This is a genomic window from Chryseobacterium sp. FH2 (assembly GCF_001045455.1).
GTDB lineage: Bacteria > Bacteroidota > Bacteroidia > Flavobacteriales > Weeksellaceae > Chryseobacterium.
This window is the reverse complement of sequence record NZ_LFNE01000002.1, coordinates 332,887-351,611: the sequence shown is the minus strand read 5'-3', so window position 1 is coordinate 351,611 and position 18,725 is coordinate 332,887. Positions and strand designations below refer to the sequence as shown.

The 18,725-nt window shown below is 34.2% G+C and carries 18 protein-coding genes; 9 read left to right on the top strand and 9 right to left on the bottom strand.

What is annotated here, in order from left to right; all coding sequences use genetic code 11:
- The first annotated feature begins 14 nt into the window (after positions 1–14).
- Positions 15–773: a triose-phosphate isomerase gene (gene tpiA, locus ACM39_RS04485; RefSeq protein ID WP_048509818.1), complete on the top strand. Its 759-nt coding sequence runs from the start codon at positions 15–17 to the stop codon at positions 771–773.
- Positions 774–1,140: 367 nt separating this feature from the next.
- On the opposite strand, the gene clpP is transcribed toward tpiA, so the two are convergent.
- Both clpP and dnaG read right to left on the bottom strand, forming a co-directional pair.
- The gene (clpP, locus tag ACM39_RS04480) at positions 1,141–1,827 is read right to left on the bottom strand and encodes an ATP-dependent Clp endopeptidase proteolytic subunit ClpP (protein WP_048509817.1); all 687 of its coding nucleotides are present in this window, start codon (positions 1,825–1,827) and stop codon (positions 1,141–1,143) included.
- Between the two features lie 116 nt (positions 1,828–1,943).
- Positions 1,944–3,926, bottom strand: a complete 1,983-nt coding sequence (gene dnaG, locus ACM39_RS04475) for a DNA primase (protein ID WP_048509816.1) — start codon at positions 3,924–3,926, stop codon at positions 1,944–1,946.
- 124 nt (positions 3,927–4,050) lie between these two features.
- Between dnaG and tsaE the strand changes: the two genes are divergently transcribed.
- The 8 genes from tsaE to ACM39_RS04435 all read left to right on the top strand — a co-directional run bounded on the left by tsaE (position 4,051) and on the right by ACM39_RS04435 (position 11,546).
- Complete coding sequence (tsaE, locus tag ACM39_RS04470) at positions 4,051–4,458, top strand: tRNA (adenosine(37)-N6)-threonylcarbamoyltransferase complex ATPase subunit type 1 TsaE (protein ID WP_048509815.1); 408 nt, start codon at positions 4,051–4,053, stop codon at positions 4,456–4,458.
- A gap of 68 nt (positions 4,459–4,526) precedes the next feature.
- A complete protein-coding gene (locus ACM39_RS04465; protein WP_048509814.1) occupies positions 4,527–5,720 on the top strand; it encodes an alanine dehydrogenase in 1,194 nt (397 codons plus the stop codon).
- A complete protein-coding gene (locus tag ACM39_RS04460; RefSeq protein WP_048509813.1) occupies positions 5,720–6,091 on the top strand; it encodes a hypothetical protein in 372 nt (123 codons plus the stop codon). Before ACM39_RS04465 ends, ACM39_RS04460 begins: the two co-directional genes overlap by 1 nt.
- A 7-nt stretch (positions 6,092–6,098) precedes the next feature.
- Positions 6,099–6,869 carry a histidine kinase gene (locus ACM39_RS04455; RefSeq protein WP_082140518.1) on the top strand — a complete coding sequence of 257 codons (771 nt, stop codon included), beginning with the start codon at positions 6,099–6,101 and terminating at the stop codon, positions 6,867–6,869.
- A complete protein-coding gene (locus ACM39_RS04450) occupies positions 6,847–7,557 on the top strand; it encodes a LytR/AlgR family response regulator transcription factor (RefSeq protein ID WP_048509812.1) in 711 nt (236 codons plus the stop codon). Before ACM39_RS04455 ends, ACM39_RS04450 begins: the two co-directional genes overlap by 23 nt.
- A gap of 107 nt (positions 7,558–7,664) precedes the next feature.
- Positions 7,665–8,054, top strand: a complete 390-nt coding sequence (locus tag ACM39_RS04445; protein WP_048509811.1) for a hypothetical protein — start codon at positions 7,665–7,667, stop codon at positions 8,052–8,054.
- Positions 8,055–8,153: 99 nt separating this feature from the next.
- Complete coding sequence (locus ACM39_RS04440) at positions 8,154–10,436, top strand: cation:proton antiporter (protein WP_228377056.1); 2,283 nt, start codon at positions 8,154–8,156, stop codon at positions 10,434–10,436.
- 264 nt (positions 10,437–10,700) lie between these two features.
- On the top strand, positions 10,701–11,546 hold the full coding sequence (locus ACM39_RS04435; RefSeq protein ID WP_048509810.1) for a prephenate dehydrogenase: 846 nt from the start codon (positions 10,701–10,703) through the stop codon (positions 11,544–11,546).
- Positions 11,547–11,726: 180 nt separating this feature from the next.
- Here the strand turns inward: ACM39_RS04435 and ACM39_RS04430 are convergent, their stop codons facing one another.
- From ACM39_RS04430 to ACM39_RS04400, 7 genes are all read right to left on the bottom strand, one after another.
- The gene (locus ACM39_RS04430) at positions 11,727–12,380 is read right to left on the bottom strand and encodes a hypothetical protein (RefSeq protein WP_048509809.1); all 654 of its coding nucleotides are present in this window, start codon (positions 12,378–12,380) and stop codon (positions 11,727–11,729) included.
- A gap of 61 nt (positions 12,381–12,441) precedes the next feature.
- Positions 12,442–13,860: an L-serine ammonia-lyase gene (locus tag ACM39_RS04425; RefSeq protein ID WP_048509808.1), complete on the bottom strand. Its 1,419-nt coding sequence runs from the start codon at positions 13,858–13,860 to the stop codon at positions 12,442–12,444.
- A 147-nt stretch (positions 13,861–14,007) separates the two neighbouring features.
- Positions 14,008–15,351: an ammonium transporter gene (locus ACM39_RS04420; RefSeq protein ID WP_048509807.1), complete on the bottom strand. Its 1,344-nt coding sequence runs from the start codon at positions 15,349–15,351 to the stop codon at positions 14,008–14,010.
- Between the two features lie 106 nt (positions 15,352–15,457).
- Positions 15,458–16,099: a hypothetical protein gene (locus tag ACM39_RS04415; RefSeq protein WP_048509806.1), complete on the bottom strand. Its 642-nt coding sequence runs from the start codon at positions 16,097–16,099 to the stop codon at positions 15,458–15,460.
- A 139-nt stretch (positions 16,100–16,238) separates the two neighbouring features.
- Positions 16,239–16,865 carry a YceI family protein gene (locus ACM39_RS04410; RefSeq protein WP_048509805.1) on the bottom strand — a complete coding sequence of 209 codons (627 nt, stop codon included), beginning with the start codon at positions 16,863–16,865 and terminating at the stop codon, positions 16,239–16,241.
- Positions 16,866–16,943: 78 nt separating this feature from the next.
- A complete protein-coding gene (locus ACM39_RS04405) occupies positions 16,944–17,510 on the bottom strand; it encodes a YceI family protein (protein ID WP_048509804.1) in 567 nt (188 codons plus the stop codon).
- Positions 17,511–17,653: 143 nt separating this feature from the next.
- Entirely contained in the window at positions 17,654–18,703 is a 1,050-nt protein-coding gene (locus ACM39_RS04400; protein WP_048509803.1) for a glucokinase, read from the bottom strand.
- Positions 18,704–18,725: the final 22 nt, after the last annotated feature.

Genomic DNA, 18,725 nt, shown 5'->3' with positions numbered 1-18,725 from the left:
AATCAGATAAAACTATGAGAAGAAAAATAGTTGCAGGAAACTGGAAAATGAACAAAAATGTAATTGATGCTCAGCAATTAATGATTCAATTACTAAGCTATAAAAACAATAATGCGACAAACTGCGAAGTTTGGATTGCTCCTCCGTCTTTATACCTGATGATGGCGAAAGATATCTTTGAAAAAGACGAAATCGGTGTATTTTCACAGGATATGAGCGAACACGAAAGTGGAGCTTATACAGGAGAACTTTCTGCGGATATGTTGGAATCAATTGATGTAACAGGCTCATTAATTGGGCACTCTGAAAGAAGGCAATATCATGGTGAAACAGATTCTCACTGCAACAGAAAAATCAAATTAGCTTTAGATAAAGGTTTAATTCCTATTTACTGTAATGGTGAAACTCTCGAACAAAGAAAAGCAGGGCAGCATTTTGAAGTCGTAAAAAATCAAACTGAAGTAGCCCTTTTCACGCTTTCTGCTGAAGAAATCAAGAAAGTGGTAATTGCTTACGAACCGGTTTGGGCAATCGGGACTGGGGAAACCGCTACTCCGGAACAGGCTCAGGAAATCCACGCTCATATCAGAAGTATTATCGCAGCAAAATATGGTCAGGAAGTAGCGGATGAAGTTTCTATCCTGTATGGAGGTTCTGTAAAGCCGGACAATGCAAAAGAAATTTTTTCTCAACCTGATATTGACGGCGGACTGATTGGCGGAGCTGCATTGAAACTGGAAGATTTCTCTAAAATCATTGAAGGTTTTAACTAATTTAGTTCAAAATAATTTTCATAAACGGACTAAAGCCTCGTTCCTATTAATAAATGAAAGCGGCGACATCTACGATGTCGCCGCTTCTTTACAAAATCTAATTATTGAATATTAACTATATACATCATCCTTTTATATCGTCTGCTACACCAAATCACTATCATTGAAATAATCCAATTACATAAAACTCTCCAGGTAATAGAATCTTTTCATATTTACTTTTATTGGCAGCGAAAGTAGGTATTGATTGTAAACTGATCTTGAATAGAATAATAAATGTGTTTTAAATTTTTATAATTTAATTAAAAAACAAAAAAACGCACCAAAATCAATTGATGCGCTTTTATTATTTTTCTTAAAAGGAAAATTAATTCTTTTCCTTTGATCGCTGTAAAACTTCATCTACCATTCCAAAATCTTTAGCTTCAGTAGATGTCATCCAGTAATCTCTGTCAGAGGCTTTTTCTACCCATTCATAAGTTTGTCCTGAATGTTCAGAAATAATGTCATAAAGCTCTTTTTTAAGCTTCAACATCTCTCTCAGGTTGATTTCCATATCAGAAGCAACTCCTTGCGCTCCTCCTGAAGGCTGGTGAATCATTACTCTTGAGTGTTTAAGTGCAGAGCGCTTGCCTTTCTCACCTGCAACAAGCAATACAGCACCCATTGAAGCTGCAATACCTGTACAGATGGTAGCTACATCAGGTTTAATGATCTGCATGGTGTCATAAATTCCCAAACCTGCATAAACGCTTCCACCAGGAGAGTTGATATAAATTTGAATATCTTTTGAAGGATCTGCACTTTCTAAGAATAAAAGCTGTGCAGTCACAATATTGGCAACCTGATCATCGATTCCTGTACCCAGGAAAATAATCCTGTCCATCATCAAACGAGAGAAAACATCCATCTGAGCTACGTTTAATCTTCTTTCTTCCATGATGTACGGTGTAAGATTCGTTGGACCATACATTCCCATATACTGATCGGTTACCAAACCGCTGTTCCCTAAATGTTTTACAGAGAAATCTCTGAATTCTTTTTTAATGTCCATATTTCTATTGGTATTATTTTAATTTTTCTAAAGTTTAAATTACAACTTTTATTCCTAAAATTTTATAGGACTTTTTGTCACAGAAGATAATTAATTATTATCAGTTTGTCTGCAAACTATCTCTTTCTGTCGACATAAATTCCTTTAATAGGTGAATATTCAATAATATCGCTCAGCCTCATCGAAGCTTGTTTTAATAAAGTAATTTTCTGTATCAACTCATAATACTTTACTTCATCTGTACTACTGTATTTATCAAGTTCGCGTGCTGTTTCTTTTATTAAATAATCAATATATCTGTATTTGTGCAGTAAAACATCACCTTTTACCTGCTCCGCCACTTTATCTCCATAATTTGGTGGATTTATATTTCTGGAAGCCCAATTCTCCAGTTCATCTAAAGGGATCAATGCATCAACAACTTTTGTTGTAATTGCTTCATCCATAAAAGTTACAAAAAAATTTCCGCTTCTCAGCTCGTCATTCTGAATTCCCTCTTTTACCTGATTAATGATAATTTCATTTTCCTTTACCAAAAACTCGTAATTTTCTTCATTAAAATGATGCAGAATTTCTTCAATTACAGTGATTTGGTATTCGGTATTCTTGTCATCTGTTCTCTTTAAAACAATATCCCCGAACATAAGCATGTGATCGATAAGTTTATTTTCCATAAACAGCACTTCGTATAAAAATGGATCTCCTTTTTCGTTATCCAGCGGAACAATCTCCATTTTCACAGGAGGACTTTCCTTCTGCTGCTGAATATGCTGGGTTTTATTTTGAGTTATCTGTTTCTGAACATCAAGCTCATTAAACAAACTCTGCTCTGATAATCCAAATTTATTTGAAACTTCCTTAAGATAAACCTCTCGTTTTAAAGCATTCTGAACATAACCTACAGATTTTACGATATCTCTGATGGCTTCTGCTTTTTTAATCGGGTCATTACCCACTTCTTTAAGAAGAATTTCAGCCTTAAAATCAATAAAATCCATCGCTTCATTTTCGATGAATTTTTCCACATATTCCTGTGGATGTTTTCTGGCAAAAGAGTCCGGGTCGTCACCATCCGGAAACAACATGACACGAATGTTCATGCCTTCTGTCAATAACATATCAATACTTCGGAAACTGGCTTTAATACCTGCATTATCACCATCAAAAAGAATGGTTACATTTTCTGTAAGTCTTTTAATAAGCTTGATTTGCTCAGTCGTTAAGGAAGTTCCGGAACTCGCCACAACGTTTTCAATTCCAGACATGTGAAGTGAAATCACATCCATGTATCCTTCTACCAAAAGGCAGATATTTTTTCTCGAAATTGCCTGTTTGCTTTGATTTAAACCATAAAGAACATTGGATTTATGATAAATTTCCGTTTCAGGCGAATTAAGATATTTGGCTGTTTTGATATTATTTTTTAAAATTCTGGCCCCAAATCCTAAAACCCTTCCTGAAAAACTGTGGATCGGGAAAATTACCCTTTCTCGGAAACGATCAATACCGTTAGGAGCATTTTCAGGGAAAATTGACAGTCCTGATTTTTCTAAAATTTCTTTTGAATATCCTTTTTGAATCGCAAATTCCGTAAAAGCATTTTTCTTTTCAGGAGAATATCCAAGCTGGAATTTTTTAATAATATCATCTCTTAATTCACGCTCTTTAAAATATGATAAACCAATAGACTTCCCTTCTTCAGCCTCCCAAAGAAAATTTTGAAAAAAATCATTGGCTACCTCATGAATTTTATATAATAAATCCTTTTCAGACTGTGCATTTTTTGCTTCTTCGGAAAATTCACGCTGATCTTCTTCTACTTCGATTCCGTATTTTTTCGCAGCATGCCGGAGCGCTTCCGGATAGGTAAAATTCTCAATTTCCATTAAAAAAGAAATCGCCGTTCCTCCTTTTCCCGTAGAGAAATCTTTCCAAATCTGTTTGCTTGGTGACACTACAAAACTGGGAGATTTTTCATCATGAAACGGACTGAGACCTTTAAAATTAGACCCTGCTCTCTTCAGCTGCACATATTCGCCCACAATCTCTTCTACACGGATAGTGGAAAATATTTTATCAATGGTCTGTTTAGAAATCATGCTGTAAAAATAGCTAAAATTATAGATAAGTCGGATATCAGAAGTCAGATGCAGATAGATAAATATGCTAAAATTTTGACTTAGAAATCACTTTCATTATATATTTTTGCAAGAAATTACTCTTATGCAGTTTAATATAAAAAATATCGAAGACTGGCAGGAAGTAGTTACCCAAATTACTCCTGAATTAAAACATAATATTCTCCTTTTAAAAGGAAATTTAGGTGCCGGGAAAACTACTTTCACTCAATTTTTACTTAAAAACCTGGGAAGCGAAGATGAAGTTAACTCCCCTACCTATTCAATTGTAAATGAATATAATACACCAAATGGGAAAGTTTATCATTTTGATTTATACCGTTTAAAAAATATTGAAGAAGTGTATGATATTGGAATAGAAGAGTATTTAGACAATGCTTTTCTTTGTATCATTGAATGGCCGGAAGTATATGAAGACGAACTTTATGGATTTGACTACCACACGATGAGCATCATTAATACGGGAGAAAATCGGGAAATTTTATTCGACTAAATATTATGTATCTTTGCTATAGAATTCAATTGTAAAATAATTATCTGTAAGACATAATTTAATTAAGGATGAGTACTACTAATATTTTTACTCCTTTTACTGAAGAGGAACTGATGCCGAAGGAAGAGAAGTTGGAGGTTATCAAAAAAGGCAAACAATTCAGTATAGGAATTCCAAAAGAAACCTGTCTCAATGAAAGAAGAACCTGTATCACACCAGATGCAGTACAGGTTTTGGTAGAGCATGGGCATGAAATCATTATTGAATCAGGAGCAGGGCAAGGTTCATTTTTTACAGATTTACAATATTCTGAATCAGGAGCGAAGATTACAAACGATCCGAAAGAAGCATTCGGGCAAGATTTAATTCTTAAAGTAAATCCTCCTACAGAAGAGGAAATTGACTATATGAAACCGAATACGTATTTGGTTTCGGCACTTCAGATTAATTTAAGAGATAAAGATTACTTTTTAAAACTGGCAGAGAAAAAAGTCAATGCCATTGCTTTCGAATTTATCGTTGATGAATATAAGCAACTTGCTTTAGTAAGATTAATTGGTGAAATTGCAGGAACAGTTTCTGTTTTATATGCTTCCGAGTTACTTGCTTTATCAAACGGTTTAATGCTTGGAGGAATCACGGGAGTAAGGCCTGCAGAAGTAGTCATTTTGGGCGCAGGAATCGTTGGGGAATTTGCTACAAAAGCAGCCATCGGCTTAGGAGCAAGTGTAAGGGTTTTTGACAATTCACTTTCAAAATTGAGAAGACTTCATACGCTTGTTGACAGCAGGGTTCCTACCTCAATCATAGATCCTAAAGAATTAAGCAAAGCTTTGAGACGTGCCGACGTTGTTATCGGAGCACTTCCAAGACTGAATATGACACCGATTGTAACCGAAGAAATGGTTGCAAAAATGAAAAAAGGCAGTGTAATCATCGATATCACCATCGATAACGGAAAAGTAATCGAAACTTCTGAATTGACGACTATGGAAGATCCTTATATCATCAAACATGGCGTAATCCATTGCGGACTTCCGAATCTTACCTCAAGAATGCCGAGAACAACGACAAAAGCTATCTCTAATTTCTTTCTTTCCTATATTTTAAATTACGACGAAGAGGGAGGTTTCGAAAACATGCTGGTTCGCAAAAATGAAATGAAACAAAGCCTCTATATGTATAAAGGCAGACATACGAAAAAAATTATTTGTGACCGTTTTGGGCTTACTTATCACGATATCAATCTTTTAATTTTCTAATGAAAAAACTGAAATTCTACTTAATTGGTCTCATTCCGGGGCTTGCCATTGTATTTTTTGTCTTAAATAAAAAAGGTGCAAGCTGCAGCGGTTATCTTCCAAACAGCCGTGTTATTGCAGAAACACTTTCTAAGGATTTTAAGTATTCTGAAACTTTCAAAGCAGAAATGAATACATTGAAAATAGATGAAAAATTTTTGAAAGACAGTATTATTACCAACGGAAAAGTAGATTTTGACAGGAGTCATGCACAAAAGAAACCTTGTCCTGACTACCTTTTAGTATATCCAAAAGAAAATCCGACGTACGAAATTACATTTGATAAATGTGAGGAAACTGCAACTTTAAATACCTTAAAAAAGCTTAAATAAGCATCTCATGGAAGGCAATTACTACATGATTCATGACTATCTGATATTCATTGGAGTATTTGCTATTTTCTTTTTCCTGACAGTAGGTATATATTTATTCAGCCAAAATCAAAAGTTTAAGATAAAAAATGCTAAGCTTTCTGAAGCCAACAAAATTATCGAACAGAGATTAAATGAAGTTCAGTTAGAACATATTGGAACCAAGCTGAATCCGCATTTATTTAAAAATATTTTAAACTCTGTTCAGTCGCACGCTTATCAGACCTATATGTCTTTGGATAAACTGGCAAATGTTCTGGATTATATTTTATATGAAAGCAACAATAAATTTGTAAGCCCGAAAGAAGAATTAAATTTTGCCTTGAGCCTAATTGAAATTAATAAAATTAAGATAAATCCACTTTTTGATTTTAGAATTAAATCAAAAATCAATAAATCTGATGCAGTTTATGAGGAAAAAGTTTTTGCACCGTTAATTTCTGTTGACTTGATTGAAAACGCTTTTAAACACACAGATTTTTTGGCACAAGATTCTTTTATTTCAATCCAAATGGAGCTTGAAAACGGAGTATTCACCATGAAAGTAAGCAATAAATCATCCCTGAAAAACATTCTTGAAAAAGAGAAAAGTGGATTTGGAAGCCAATCACTTGACCAAAGGCTGAAAATGATTTATAACAATTATTACTCTCTTCAAAAAAGCTCAAAAAATGGTATCTTCACGGCGGAATTAAAAATCAATTTAGGAGAATTCTATGATAAAATGCGTTATTCTTGATGACGAATTATTAGCAATCAGCTATTTAAAGCTTCTATGCGAACAAATTGACAACGTGGAAGTTGTAAAAGCATTCAACGACCCTAAAATATTTTTAAGTGAAATCGAGGCTATTGATTGTAATCTCTGTATTTTGGATATAGAAATGCCAGGAATGAACGGGCTGCAAGTTGCAGAGCTAATTTCAGGATCAAAAAAAATCATTTTTACTACCGCTTACAAAGAATATGCAGCCGAAGCTTTTGATTTGAATGTTATTGATTACGTAAGAAAACCTATCAAAAAAGAAAGACTAATCCAGGCTTTTGAAAAAGCAAAAGAATTGGTACAATCTCCCCAGAAAAAAGAATTTATCGAATGGAATACAAACATTGGTAAAACGGTTATTTTTACAGAACAAATTGCTTATATCAAAACTTCGGAAATCGACAGCCGTGACAAAGATATTATATTAAATGACGGAACGACCATCGTCTTAAAAAACCTCAGCTTCAAATCCCTTCTGGAAATGCTTCCTGCAAAAGATTTTGCACAGGTCAATAAAAAAGAAATTATCGCTTTATCTTCCATTAAAGTTTTCTCAACCAATGAAATTATTTCAACCATTTCAATAGATGGCGAGAATTTTTTAAAACTACAAATCGGAGAAGCATATAAACATTCATTAATGGAAATGTTTGGAAAATAGATTCTTCAAAAATTTTCTATTTCACTACAGAATATCGCCGTTTCATTACAACTCCCCGGTTAAAATATTTAGTCTACGTAATTTCGCGCTTGATTAAATGATTTATAATGAAAAAACTTCTGTATGCCGCTGGAATCCTCATATCCGGCCTTTGCTTTTCTCAGGAAACAGATTCCAAAATCACAGCATCTTTTTTTGACGGAATCGCAGTGGCTGGCTATGTGGATCATGGAGCTTTTATCAATTTTACAGGACCAAATGTAAGTTTAAGACATAAAGATTTTAAATTTATTTTAGGTATGCTTCCTTCCCTCAGGATAAAGGAAGATAAGTCGGAAGGAACTAAAAACAGTGCTGTCACACCAAACCTTGGAGCAGGCTTTACAGTAGTTTATAAAAAGATTGCATTGCAGGTCCCTATGTATTATAATCCTAAAACTTCATCCCAGGATGGAAAATGGAAAACGGGAATAGGTTTAGGATATTCATTCAAATAGATTTTTCATTACATTATTTATGACATTTATTACATTTAAAAAAGAATATTGGTTATTATAATTATATTCTCATCAACTTTGCATTAAAATATTGGAATTATGAATTTGGGGAAATACAGAAATATTATTTTTTACACCGTTACCATAGCTTTTTTTTCGTGTCTGATGTATTTTTTCATCATAGAAGGGCAAACATTGGAGGTAAAGGAAAATATTATTGTAAAAACAAATAATGGTTCGACATGGGAAAATTTTCTTGAGTCGTTTAAAACAAATCTGCATCATCCATTAGCATTATTACTCGCACAAATCGTAACTATCATTTTGGTAGCAAGATTTTTCGGATGGATTTGTATGAAAATAAAACAGCCAACGGTAATCGGAGAAATGATTGCAGGTATCGTTTTGGGGCCATCACTTTTGGGAATGTACTTTCCGGATTTTTCCGGATTCCTGTTTCCTAAGGAATCGTTGGGTAACTTACAATTTTTGAGCCAGATAGGTCTTATCTTATTCATGTACATTGTAGGTATGGAGCTGGATTTAAGTGTTTTAAGAAAAAAAGCTCATGATGCAGTGGTAATCAGCCACGCAAGTATTATTATCCCTTTTGCTCTGGGAATCGGGCTTTCATATTATATTTACCAGGAATTTTCACCTGATGGAATTCAGTTTACTTCCTTCGCATTATTTATTGCTATCTCAATGAGTATCACAGCATTCCCGGTGTTGGCAAGAATTGTTCAGGAGAGAAATCTTCAGAAAACTAAACTTGGAACAATTGTGATTACTTGTGCAGCAGCAGATGACATTACAGCCTGGTGTATCTTAGCAGCCGTAATTGCTATTGTAAAAGCGGGTTCTTTTGCAAGTTCTATTTACGTGATTATCATGGCGATAGCTTACGTATTTTTAATGATTAAAATAGTAAGGCCATTTTTAAAAAGAATCGGAGATTTACAGGCCGGAAAAAATACAATCAATAAACCGATGGTTGCTATTTTCTTCTTAACATTAATTCTTTCAGCTTATGCAACGGAAGTTATCGGTATTCACGCTTTATTCGGAGCATTCATGGCAGGAGCTATCATGCCGGAAAATGCAAAATTCCGTACCCTTTTCATTGATAAGGTAGAAGATGTCGCTTTGGTCCTTTTACTGCCATTATTCTTTGTATTTACAGGACTTCGTACACAAATCGGGCTATTAAATGACGGACATTTGTGGATGACCGCCGGATTCATCATTTTAACAGCTGTTTTAGGTAAGTTTGCAGGAAGTGCATTAGCGGCTAAATTTTTAGGAATAAACTGGAAAGACAGTTTAACAATTGGAGCTTTAATGAATACGAGAGGCCTGATGGAACTTATCGTTTTAAATATTGGATATGATTTAGGAGTCTTGGGTCCGGAAATCTTCGCTATGCTCGTAATTATGGCACTTTTCACCACTTTCATGACAGGACCGGCTTTAGATTTCATCAATTATATTTTTAAATCTAAAAAAAGCGATCTCGAACAGCCTCATGAGGATAATGATTCTAAATACAGGGTTTTACTTTCATTTGATAATCCTGAATCAGGAAGCACGTTGCTGAGACTTGCCCATGATTTCACCAATAAAATGAACGGAAATAAAAGCATTACAGCAATGAACATTGCTCCTGTTGATGAAATGCACGCGTATGAAATTAATGAGTATGAAAACGAACAGTTTAAAAACGTCATAGAAACTTCACATGATTTAAAATTGGAAGTGACAACTCTTTTCAAAGCATCAACAGATATTGAAAACGATCTGACAAGCATCTCAAATAAAGGCAATTACGATTTACTTCTAATTATGCTTGGAAAATCTATGTATGAAGGAAGTTTATTGGGAAGATTACTCGGATTTACTACAAAAATTATTAATCCTGAAAAACTTTTAAATACAGTAAAAGGCAAAAGCTATATTTTCAACAACTCCCCTTTTGACGATTTTACATTGCAGATTTTAGACAAGACGCATATTCCGGTCGGAGTACTGGTGGAAAAAGAATTTAAATCTGCCGATAAAGTTTTTGTTCCAATTTTTAATTTAGGTGATTTTTATTTATTGGAATATGCTAAAAGATTAATAAATAACAACAATTCTCAAATCATTATTCTTGATGTTGCAGGACAAATCAGAAATAATATCGAGGTGAAAGAATTGATCAGAAGCATCGAACAGGTTGCACCCAATCATATCACTTTATATAACGAGAAAAAGATTGAAAAGGAATTCCTGCAATCACAAGACTTAATGTTAATCAGCAGCAAAAGCTGGAAAGGATTGATTGATACAAAAAGTCTTTGGTTATCGGATATTCCGTCAACTTTAATCATCAGTAATCCATAAATTTATTTGTAGAATGTGAAAAGGTGAATTTTGTTAATACAAGTGAATGATAATTTCTGTAAAGAAATAATTGAATTTCATCAACAAAATTCACCCTTCACTTTTTAACTTTCAATTAAAAAAAATTTCTTACCTTCGCTTTGTGATTACAAATAACAGAACATATTATTACGGAATTTTTTACTCAAATTTGGGATAAGGATTCTTATATATAAATTAAAACCTCGTCCTGGGACGGGGTTTTTTATTTTTAAAAATGAAAAAATGAAAATAAGTATTATTGGAGTAGGGTTAATCGGAGGTTCAATTGCTTTAAAATTAAGAGAAAAAGGAATTGCTGACTTCATCTATGGTATTGATAACAATAATGAACATCTTAATGAAGCTTTGGATTTAAAAATCATCGATGCTAAAGTAGATTTGGAATACGGAATTAAAAATTCTGATTTGGTGATTATTGCTATTCCGGTAGATTCTGCAAGGAAAATTTTACCAAATGTTTTGAATTTAGTTGCTGAAAATCAAACTGTGATGGATGCCGGTTCTACAAAATCCGGAATTGTAGATTCAGTAAAAAACCATCCGAAACGCTCAAGATTTGTTGCTTTCCACCCGATGTGGGGAACGGAAAATAACGGTCCGAAATCTGCTATTTCAGAAAGTTTTTCAGGAAAAGCAGGTGTAATTTGCAATAAAGAAGAATCTGCGGAAGACGCCTTGGAATTAGTTGAAAAAATTGTGAAAAGCCTTGATATGCACCTGATATATATGAATGCGGAAGCTCATGATATTCATACTGCTTATATTTCACATATTTCGCACATTACGTCTTATGCTTTGGCCAATACTGTTTTGGAAAAAGAACGCGAAGAAGAAACCATTTTTCAGTTGGCAAGTTCAGGTTTTTCGAGTACCGTTCGTCTGGCGAAATCCCATCCTGAAATGTGGGTTCCAATCTTTAAACAAAACAAAGAAAACGTCCTTGATGTTCTGAATGAGCATATTACTCAGCTAAGAAAATTCAAATCTGCTTTAGAGAAGGAGAATTTTGAATATTTAGGAGAATTAATTTCCAATGCCAATAAGATTAGAGGAATTCTTGATAAGTAAATACTTTCCTTTGTCCTAACACGAAGAAAAAGTCAAGGTTGGAAGTGTCGGCTAACAATTAAAATTTAACCTGTTAAATCCTCTGTTTGGACACAGGACAAATACTAATTAGAAAACTAGATATTTTTAGGGGATTTAACAGGTTGAATTTTAATTCTTTAATATCTTCGCTTATAGTATTTAGAATTTCATTATCATCCCTACTCCATTTCCGTCATTGACAACGTAATAGTTTGGATTGAATTTTCCAGTATCAGCATTTTGATAATTGTTGATTGAATTTTTCATTTGAGAATGACCTGCAATCTTCATTACAACTCCGGCTCCGGCTGCAACCAAACCAATAATCAAAGGAGTTGATGAACCTTTTTTTGATTCTCCTCCATTATTTATTTCATTGGTCTTGGATAAATTTGATATTCCGCCAATCATAAAAGCAGCACCACCGCCAATTACAAAAACTGTTCCTACATCATTAAGGCTTTTTCCTCTTTTATATTTAACATCATTTTCTTTAAGATGGTTTTTAATATCTTTTATAGAAATAAGTTTATCAGGCTGTTGAGTGTTCAAAACTGAAGCTGAATTCTGAACAACTGTGGCATTTTCATTTTCTTCAATGCTTTTAACTGAATTATCATACAAAAACTCCTCTGCTTCTGTCTGAACATTTTTATATGTTACTTTTCCCTTCTCGTATCTCAGATCTTTATAAACGATTGTGTCGTTATTTTGAGTAACAATAACTCCTTTTGATGAAGTTGCAGGAATTGAAATCTGAGAATATGCAGCTATAGAAACTACTGTCAAAAACAATGTAAGGTTTTTTTTCATGTTTATTAAAAAGTTTGCGGCAAATTATTTATTTTTTATCAATACCACAAAATTATTTTTTTTAACATTCGGGAACGTTTACAGCAATTGCCAATCCCCCTTCAGAAGTTTCCTTGAACCTGTCATTCATAGAAAGGGCTGTTTCCCACATCGTTTGAATAACTTCATCTAAAGTTACCTTTGCTTTTGTAGGGTCACTTTCTAAAGCAATATTTGCAGCCGTGATAGCTTTTATGGCTCCCATCGTATTTCTTTCAATACACGGAATCTGTACTAAACCTTTAATGGGATCACAGGTAAGCCCCAGATGGTGTTCCATCGCTATTTCGGCAGCCATTAAAACCTGCCCAACACTTCCTCCAAGAATTTCCGTAAGACCCGCAGCAGCCATTGCGGATGAAACTCCAACCTCTGCTTGACAGCCTCCCATTGCAGCAGAAATTGTAGCATTTTTCTTAAATAAAGTTCCGATTTCACCTGCAACCAACAGGAATCTCACAATATCATCTTCACTTATAAAAGGGGTAAACGCCTGAGAATACATTAATACTGCCGGAATTACACCACTCGCTCCGTTTGTAGGAGCTGTAATAATTCTCCCGAAACTGGCGTTTTCTTCATTTACAGCTAACGCAAAACAAGCAATCCACTTATTGATATTGGTAAAGTTTTCTTCAGCATCTACAACTTGCTGAAACCATTCATCTTTATTTTTATAAATCTTATCACCCAACAGCTTTCTATTGATTCCCGCTGCTCTACGGGAAACATTCAGACCACCCGGAAGAATCCCTTCCTTATTGACTCCTTTATAAATACATTCTTTGATTTGCTGCCAGATATAAAGCGCTTCCGCTTTAGTTTCCTCTTGGCTTCTCCAGCTTTCTTCATTAATTAAAATTAAATCCGACATTTTGCTGAAACCAAGTTTCTGACAATATTTAGCAATATCTGAAGCTTTGTGACAAGGATACAGCGTACGAACACACTGCTTCTCAATAGAATTTTTTTCCTGGCTTTTGATAAAACCACCTCCTACAGAATAAAAATCCTGAACGAGCTCGGTCCCGTCTTCAAAAATGGCCTTGAAAATCATTCCGTTTGGATGAAAATCAAGAGATTTTTGCCTATTCAGAACCAAATGATAGCCATAAATAAAAGGAATTTCTTTCTCTCCACCCAGATTAAGGATCTGGGTATTTTTTATTTTATCTATTTTCTCATCAATTTTTGATGTATTAATAGTTTTAAAATCTTCGCCATTCAATCCAAGCATCCCGGCAATATCTGTTCCGTGCCCGATCCCCGTTTTGGCTAAAGAACCGAAGAATTCAAGAAAAACTTCCTTAACTTCTTCAATTGATCTTTCTCTTTTTATAATTCTGATAAATGCGGATGCCGCATTCCAAGGTCCCATTGTATGTGAACTGGACGGACCTATTCCTACTTTAATAATCTCAAAAACCGATATTGATTCCATATAAATGATTCACCTTTCCTCAAACACAAAGATACACGATAAATCGGATAAACAAATCCTCATCTCAAAAAGCCGGAGATGAAAAAATCACCTCCGGCTTTGAATTAAAACTATATGAACGAAATATGATAAATTAATAATTGTTACCTAACAAAGACTCTCTTCATGCTGAGAAATATCCAATCCTACTTCTTCAGATTCTTCCGAAACCCTTAATGTAATAATACTGTTTGTGATTTTATATAAAAGCAATGATCCAAAAAAAGCAAAAAGGGAAACCAAAATCAACGCTATCATGTGATGAGCAAAAACTTCAAAACCTCCATGAAGAAGACTTGCATTTTCACCATGTGCAAAAATTGCCGTTAAAATCATTCCCATAATCCCGCCAACACCATGACAGGCGAAAACATCCAAGGTATCATCGATTTTCTTTAAAGCTTTCCAATTCATCATTAAATTAGAAACAATTGCAGAAATAAACCCTATAAAAAGACTCTCCGAAATAGAAACGAAACCACATCCGGGAGTAATTGCCACCAAACCGACAACTGCACCAATACATGCTCCTAATGCCGAAACTTTTCTTCCGTTAATCCTATCAAAAAATATCCAGGTTATCATTGCAGAAGCAGAAGCAATTGTCGTGGTTCCGAAAGCTGTTGCAGCAGTTGCATTTGCACTCAAGGCTGAACCTGCATTAAAACCAAACCACCCAAACCAAAGCATTCCCGTTCCTAAAAGTACAAAAGGAATATTGGAAGGCTCGTGATGCGGATTTTTTCTGTTCCCGACTACCAATGCTCCGGCTAAAGCAGCGAAACCTGCACTCATGTGCACAACGGTACCGCCCGCAAAATCTTTCACTCCGAAATACTTATTTAAAAGCCCGTCCGGATGCCAAACCATGTGACAAAGAGGACTATAAATGAAGATACTGAAAAGCACCATGAATAAAAGATAAGAAATAAAACGCACCCGTTCAGCAAAAGACCCTGTGATCAAAGCGGGAGTAATGACAGCAAATTTCATCTGAAACAATGCAAAAAGTATAAAAGGAATGGTAGAAGCCATCATTTTATGAGGTAAAACCCCTACCCTACTGAAAAAAGGATAGCTTAATGGATTTCCGATAATTCCGTAATGTTCGCCATTCATAGTAATGCCTAGAGAGTCTCCGAATGACAAGGAAAAACCAATAACTACCCACAAAATAGAAATTACTCCCAGCGCAATAAAACTCTGAAGCATGGTGGAAATTATGTTTTTTTTACCCACCATTCCGCCATAGAAAAAAGACAGACCGGGAGTCATTAAAAGCACAAGTCCTGCTGCTGCCAAAATCCAGGCTACATCTGCCCCTACGATTTTATCTTCACTTAAAAATTCTCCGGTATTCGGGAAATCAGCAAGAGGACTCCAGAATAATCCTCCTACCGAAATAAGCGTGATGATTGTAAAAGAAACAATCCATTTTAATCCTACTGTCATGAAATTTAAGTTTAACCCCCTCAAAATTAAACATAAATTTTATAAAATCATATATTTTCATAAAATAACCCCTAATATTTTTATAAAATATTTTCAAAAACTATATTTATTCAAATATATCCCCCAAAATTTTAGATACTTCATTGTATTTTGTAGCAGGAAAAAGATGAGTTCCCCCTTTTACAATAAAATCAGGTTTTGAGTTTTTAATCGGAAAAACAATATCCCGATCACCTAAAACCTGAATAACATTTGGATTTTCATCAAATTTCCATTCAGAGATTTTTTCTATAGACCATTTTAGATAATAAGGATCTTTCACTCTGAAATATTGTAGAACTTTAGGGTTTTGGGTGTCAAACATCTTTCTCACCACTCCATAAACACGGGTAGTTTTATCATTGAAAAAGGTTACCGGTAAAAATTTAGGAATTTTTGTTATTTCTCCTGCTCTTATTAATTTAGATTTTTCCTTATCGGATTTTATACTTCCTAAAATCACAACTTTTTCGGCAGGTTTTATTTTATTGATTTCCTGAACCATTATTCCGCCAAAAGAATACCCTAATAAGCAAAAAGACTCATTACCATTAATTTTTGAAGCCATTCTTGACACATAAGACGAAAATTCTTCATTCTGCTCAGGGATTAACCAGTCTATAAATACAATTTCATATTTTTCAGGGAACTTTAATCTTTCTAACACCTTAAAATCTGCTCCCAACCCGCTTACTATATAGATTTTCATATTACTAAGATAAAAAATTAACGCCGATTTCTTTTTAAACAAATATTATACCTCAATGTTTGAAACAATGCATTGAATTTAAAACAAAAAAAATGAGCAATTTTTAATTGCTCATCTTAATATTTTTAATGAAAATAATTTATTTCTTTTTTACAGGAACTCTGTTTTCGTTATCCAGTTTTTCTGTGGAAATTTTAAACTGAATATCCATTTCATTCTTGATGAAATAATCTTTTAATGAAGACTGATAAAATACTTTGAAATCTCTCCTGTTTAATGAGAATTTAGCAGATTCTATTACTACCGTAAACTGAGTAATATAAACATTTGCAGGGAAAGAAATCGTTTTCCTTACCCCTTTGATTGTCACATCACCATAAACCGTAGAATTATACTCACTGTTTGCCAACGGTAAAATTTTAGTCAGGTGAAATATCGCAATTGGGAATTTTTTTACTTCAAAGAAATTTGTACTCTTAAGATCTTCAGTAAGTTTTACCTGATCTTCGTCTGAAACATCCCCGGCCATTAAACTTCTCATATCTATAATAAATTCACCATCAATCATAACCGTTTTATCAAAATTGAATTTACCACTTTTCAGTTTCACTGTTCCTGAATGGGATGAAGCCTGAGTTTTCACCACTTTATACCCCCACCATCTGATTTCTGATGAAGTAACTTTTACCACCTTATCTCCTTTCTTTTGAGCAAAAACAAATGACATGCATACACACATCATAGCAAACAATAGTAATCTTTTCATTCTTTTTTATTTACAATTCAACAAAAATAAAAAAAAGTGTAGAACTTCTACACTTTTAACAATCTTTTTTTGATTAAATTATTTAGCAGTTACTTTTACAAGCATATCAATATCATCTTTCACAAAAACATCTTGCATGGTAGATTTATAAGCAATATCAAATTTTTGTCTGTCAAAAGAGAATTTGTTTGAAACCAAACTTACCACTCCTTTACTATAAGAAATTTTAGCAGGGAAGGAAATAGGATTTGTTTTTCCTTTTACCGTCAGGTTTCCAGTTACTAAAGAATTATAGATTTTATCATTGTTTTTCTTTACCCCAGTAATTTTGAAAGTTGCAGTCGGGAATTTTTCAACTTCGAAAAAGTCTCCGTTTTTAAGGTGACCGTTTAGTTTACCTTGATATTCCCCAGTAAGATCAGTTGCGTTGATAGAAGTCATATCTAAAACGAAAGTACCACCTATTAATTGATCTCCTTTCATTACTAAATCACCGGATTTCACTTTCACAGTTCCCTCATGAGAGCTCGCCTCAGATTTTGCTACTTTGTATCCCCACCAGTGAACGTCAGATGCAACAACTTTTTTTGACTGACCGAAAGCTAGACCGCTAGCTAAAACTGCTAATAATAATATTTTTTTCATTTGAATAAAGTTATTTACCTTGTTAACGACGCAAATGTAACATACTTATTCGATAGATTTCGTTGATGTACATCAATAAAAGCAATTATTTTTATGAATAATATCATCCAATAAAAAACTCCGAATTTCTTCGGAGCTTATGTTTATTCTTGGTAATAAGCAGTATAAAGAGCTATCCCATTTAATCCTGTGTGATCCGTCTTGATAAGATAAATCGGGATGTTTCTCAACATATCTTCCATCTTATCACTTATCTTGAACTTCTCGTAAAATTTATCCTTATTAATATAATCTCTTATTAACTGGGGAATATCTCCGGCAATAAGCAATCCTCCCGTTGCTTTCAGCTTCAGCGTAAGGTTATTTGCTTCTCTTGCTAAAAATTCCAAGAAAGTATCAATAGCTATTTTACAGATTAAAATATCGTCTTCTACAGCCGCCTTGTATAGCTCCTGAGCAAAATTTCCATTTGAGAAACGCTCAGCCAGCCATTCCGGTTCCGGATGTCTTTTTACATCTCTCAGGAATCTGTAAATATTAAACAAACCTGTTTTGGATAAAACATTCTCCCAACTTACAATCCCGTAGATATTGTTTAAGAACTGGTAAAATTCAACTTCAACGTTTGTTCTTGGTGAAAATTCTGAATGACCTCCTTCCGTAGCGAAGGGTCTTAGGTATTTACCATCAAAGAAATATCCCGCTTCACCAAGACCATTTCCAGGTGCTAATATGGCTACATTTCCTTTTTCAAGGTGGCCGCTCGTGTAGACAGGCTCTAAATCACTATCTTCAATAAGGCCCATCCCGTAAGCAGAAGCCTCAAGGTCATTAAGCATTTCTACTCTTTCAAACCCGAAATCTTTTTTAATCTCTTCTACATCAAGATTCCAGCCAAGTCTTGCGGGAGCACTTCTTCCATCAAGCACAGGTCCTGGAACTGCCACTCCTAAACGCTGTACGTTTTCCAGATTATTTTCCTGAATAAACTTTCTCAAAATATCTGAAAAGGAAGAAAATTCTTTGGTAGGATAAGTGTTCTGGATTTTAACTTCAATCCCACCATTAGTAGAAAAGAAATAACCTAAAGTGGTAATATCTTCACGCAGGTTTGCTCCGACAATAGAAACATTATCATTATTACCGTTCTGTACTCCCGGTAAGTAAAGTGGAAATTTTGGATTCAAATTCATAACCTCAAATTTTATCAAATAT

What these genes read in the sequence shown, in the direction of transcription:
- tpiA (WP_048509818.1), top strand. Translation starts at nt 15, where the DNA reads ATGAGAAGAAAAATAGTTGCAGGAAACTGGAAAATGAACAAAAATGTA.
- clpP (WP_048509817.1), bottom strand. Translation starts at nt 1,827, where the DNA reads ATGGACATTAAAAAAGAATTCAGAGATTTCTCTGTAAAACATTTAGGG.
- dnaG (WP_048509816.1), bottom strand. Translation starts at nt 3,926, where the DNA reads ATGATTTCTAAACAGACCATTGATAAAATATTTTCCACTATCCGTGTA.
- tsaE (WP_048509815.1), top strand. Translation starts at nt 4,051, where the DNA reads ATGCAGTTTAATATAAAAAATATCGAAGACTGGCAGGAAGTAGTTACC.
- ACM39_RS04465 (WP_048509814.1), top strand. Translation starts at nt 4,527, where the DNA reads ATGAGTACTACTAATATTTTTACTCCTTTTACTGAAGAGGAACTGATG.
- ACM39_RS04460 (WP_048509813.1), top strand. Translation starts at nt 5,720, where the DNA reads ATGAAAAAACTGAAATTCTACTTAATTGGTCTCATTCCGGGGCTTGCC.
- ACM39_RS04455 (WP_082140518.1), top strand. Translation starts at nt 6,099, where the DNA reads ATGGAAGGCAATTACTACATGATTCATGACTATCTGATATTCATTGGA.
- ACM39_RS04450 (WP_048509812.1), top strand. Translation starts at nt 6,847, where the DNA reads ATGATAAAATGCGTTATTCTTGATGACGAATTATTAGCAATCAGCTAT.
- ACM39_RS04445 (WP_048509811.1), top strand. Translation starts at nt 7,665, where the DNA reads ATGAAAAAACTTCTGTATGCCGCTGGAATCCTCATATCCGGCCTTTGC.
- ACM39_RS04440 (WP_228377056.1), top strand. Translation starts at nt 8,154, where the DNA reads ATGAATTTGGGGAAATACAGAAATATTATTTTTTACACCGTTACCATA.
- ACM39_RS04435 (WP_048509810.1), top strand. Translation starts at nt 10,701, where the DNA reads ATGAAAATAAGTATTATTGGAGTAGGGTTAATCGGAGGTTCAATTGCT.
- ACM39_RS04430 (WP_048509809.1), bottom strand. Translation starts at nt 12,380, where the DNA reads ATGAAAAAAAACCTTACATTGTTTTTGACAGTAGTTTCTATAGCTGCA.
- ACM39_RS04425 (WP_048509808.1), bottom strand. Translation starts at nt 13,860, where the DNA reads ATGGAATCAATATCGGTTTTTGAGATTATTAAAGTAGGAATAGGTCCG.
- ACM39_RS04420 (WP_048509807.1), bottom strand. Translation starts at nt 15,351, where the DNA reads ATGACAGTAGGATTAAAATGGATTGTTTCTTTTACAATCATCACGCTT.
- ACM39_RS04415 (WP_048509806.1), bottom strand. Translation starts at nt 16,099, where the DNA reads ATGAAAATCTATATAGTAAGCGGGTTGGGAGCAGATTTTAAGGTGTTA.
- ACM39_RS04410 (WP_048509805.1), bottom strand. Translation starts at nt 16,865, where the DNA reads ATGAAAAGATTACTATTGTTTGCTATGATGTGTGTATGCATGTCATTT.
- ACM39_RS04405 (WP_048509804.1), bottom strand. Translation starts at nt 17,510, where the DNA reads ATGAAAAAAATATTATTATTAGCAGTTTTAGCTAGCGGTCTAGCTTTC.
- ACM39_RS04400 (WP_048509803.1), bottom strand. Translation starts at nt 18,703, where the DNA reads ATGAATTTGAATCCAAAATTTCCACTTTACTTACCGGGAGTACAGAAC.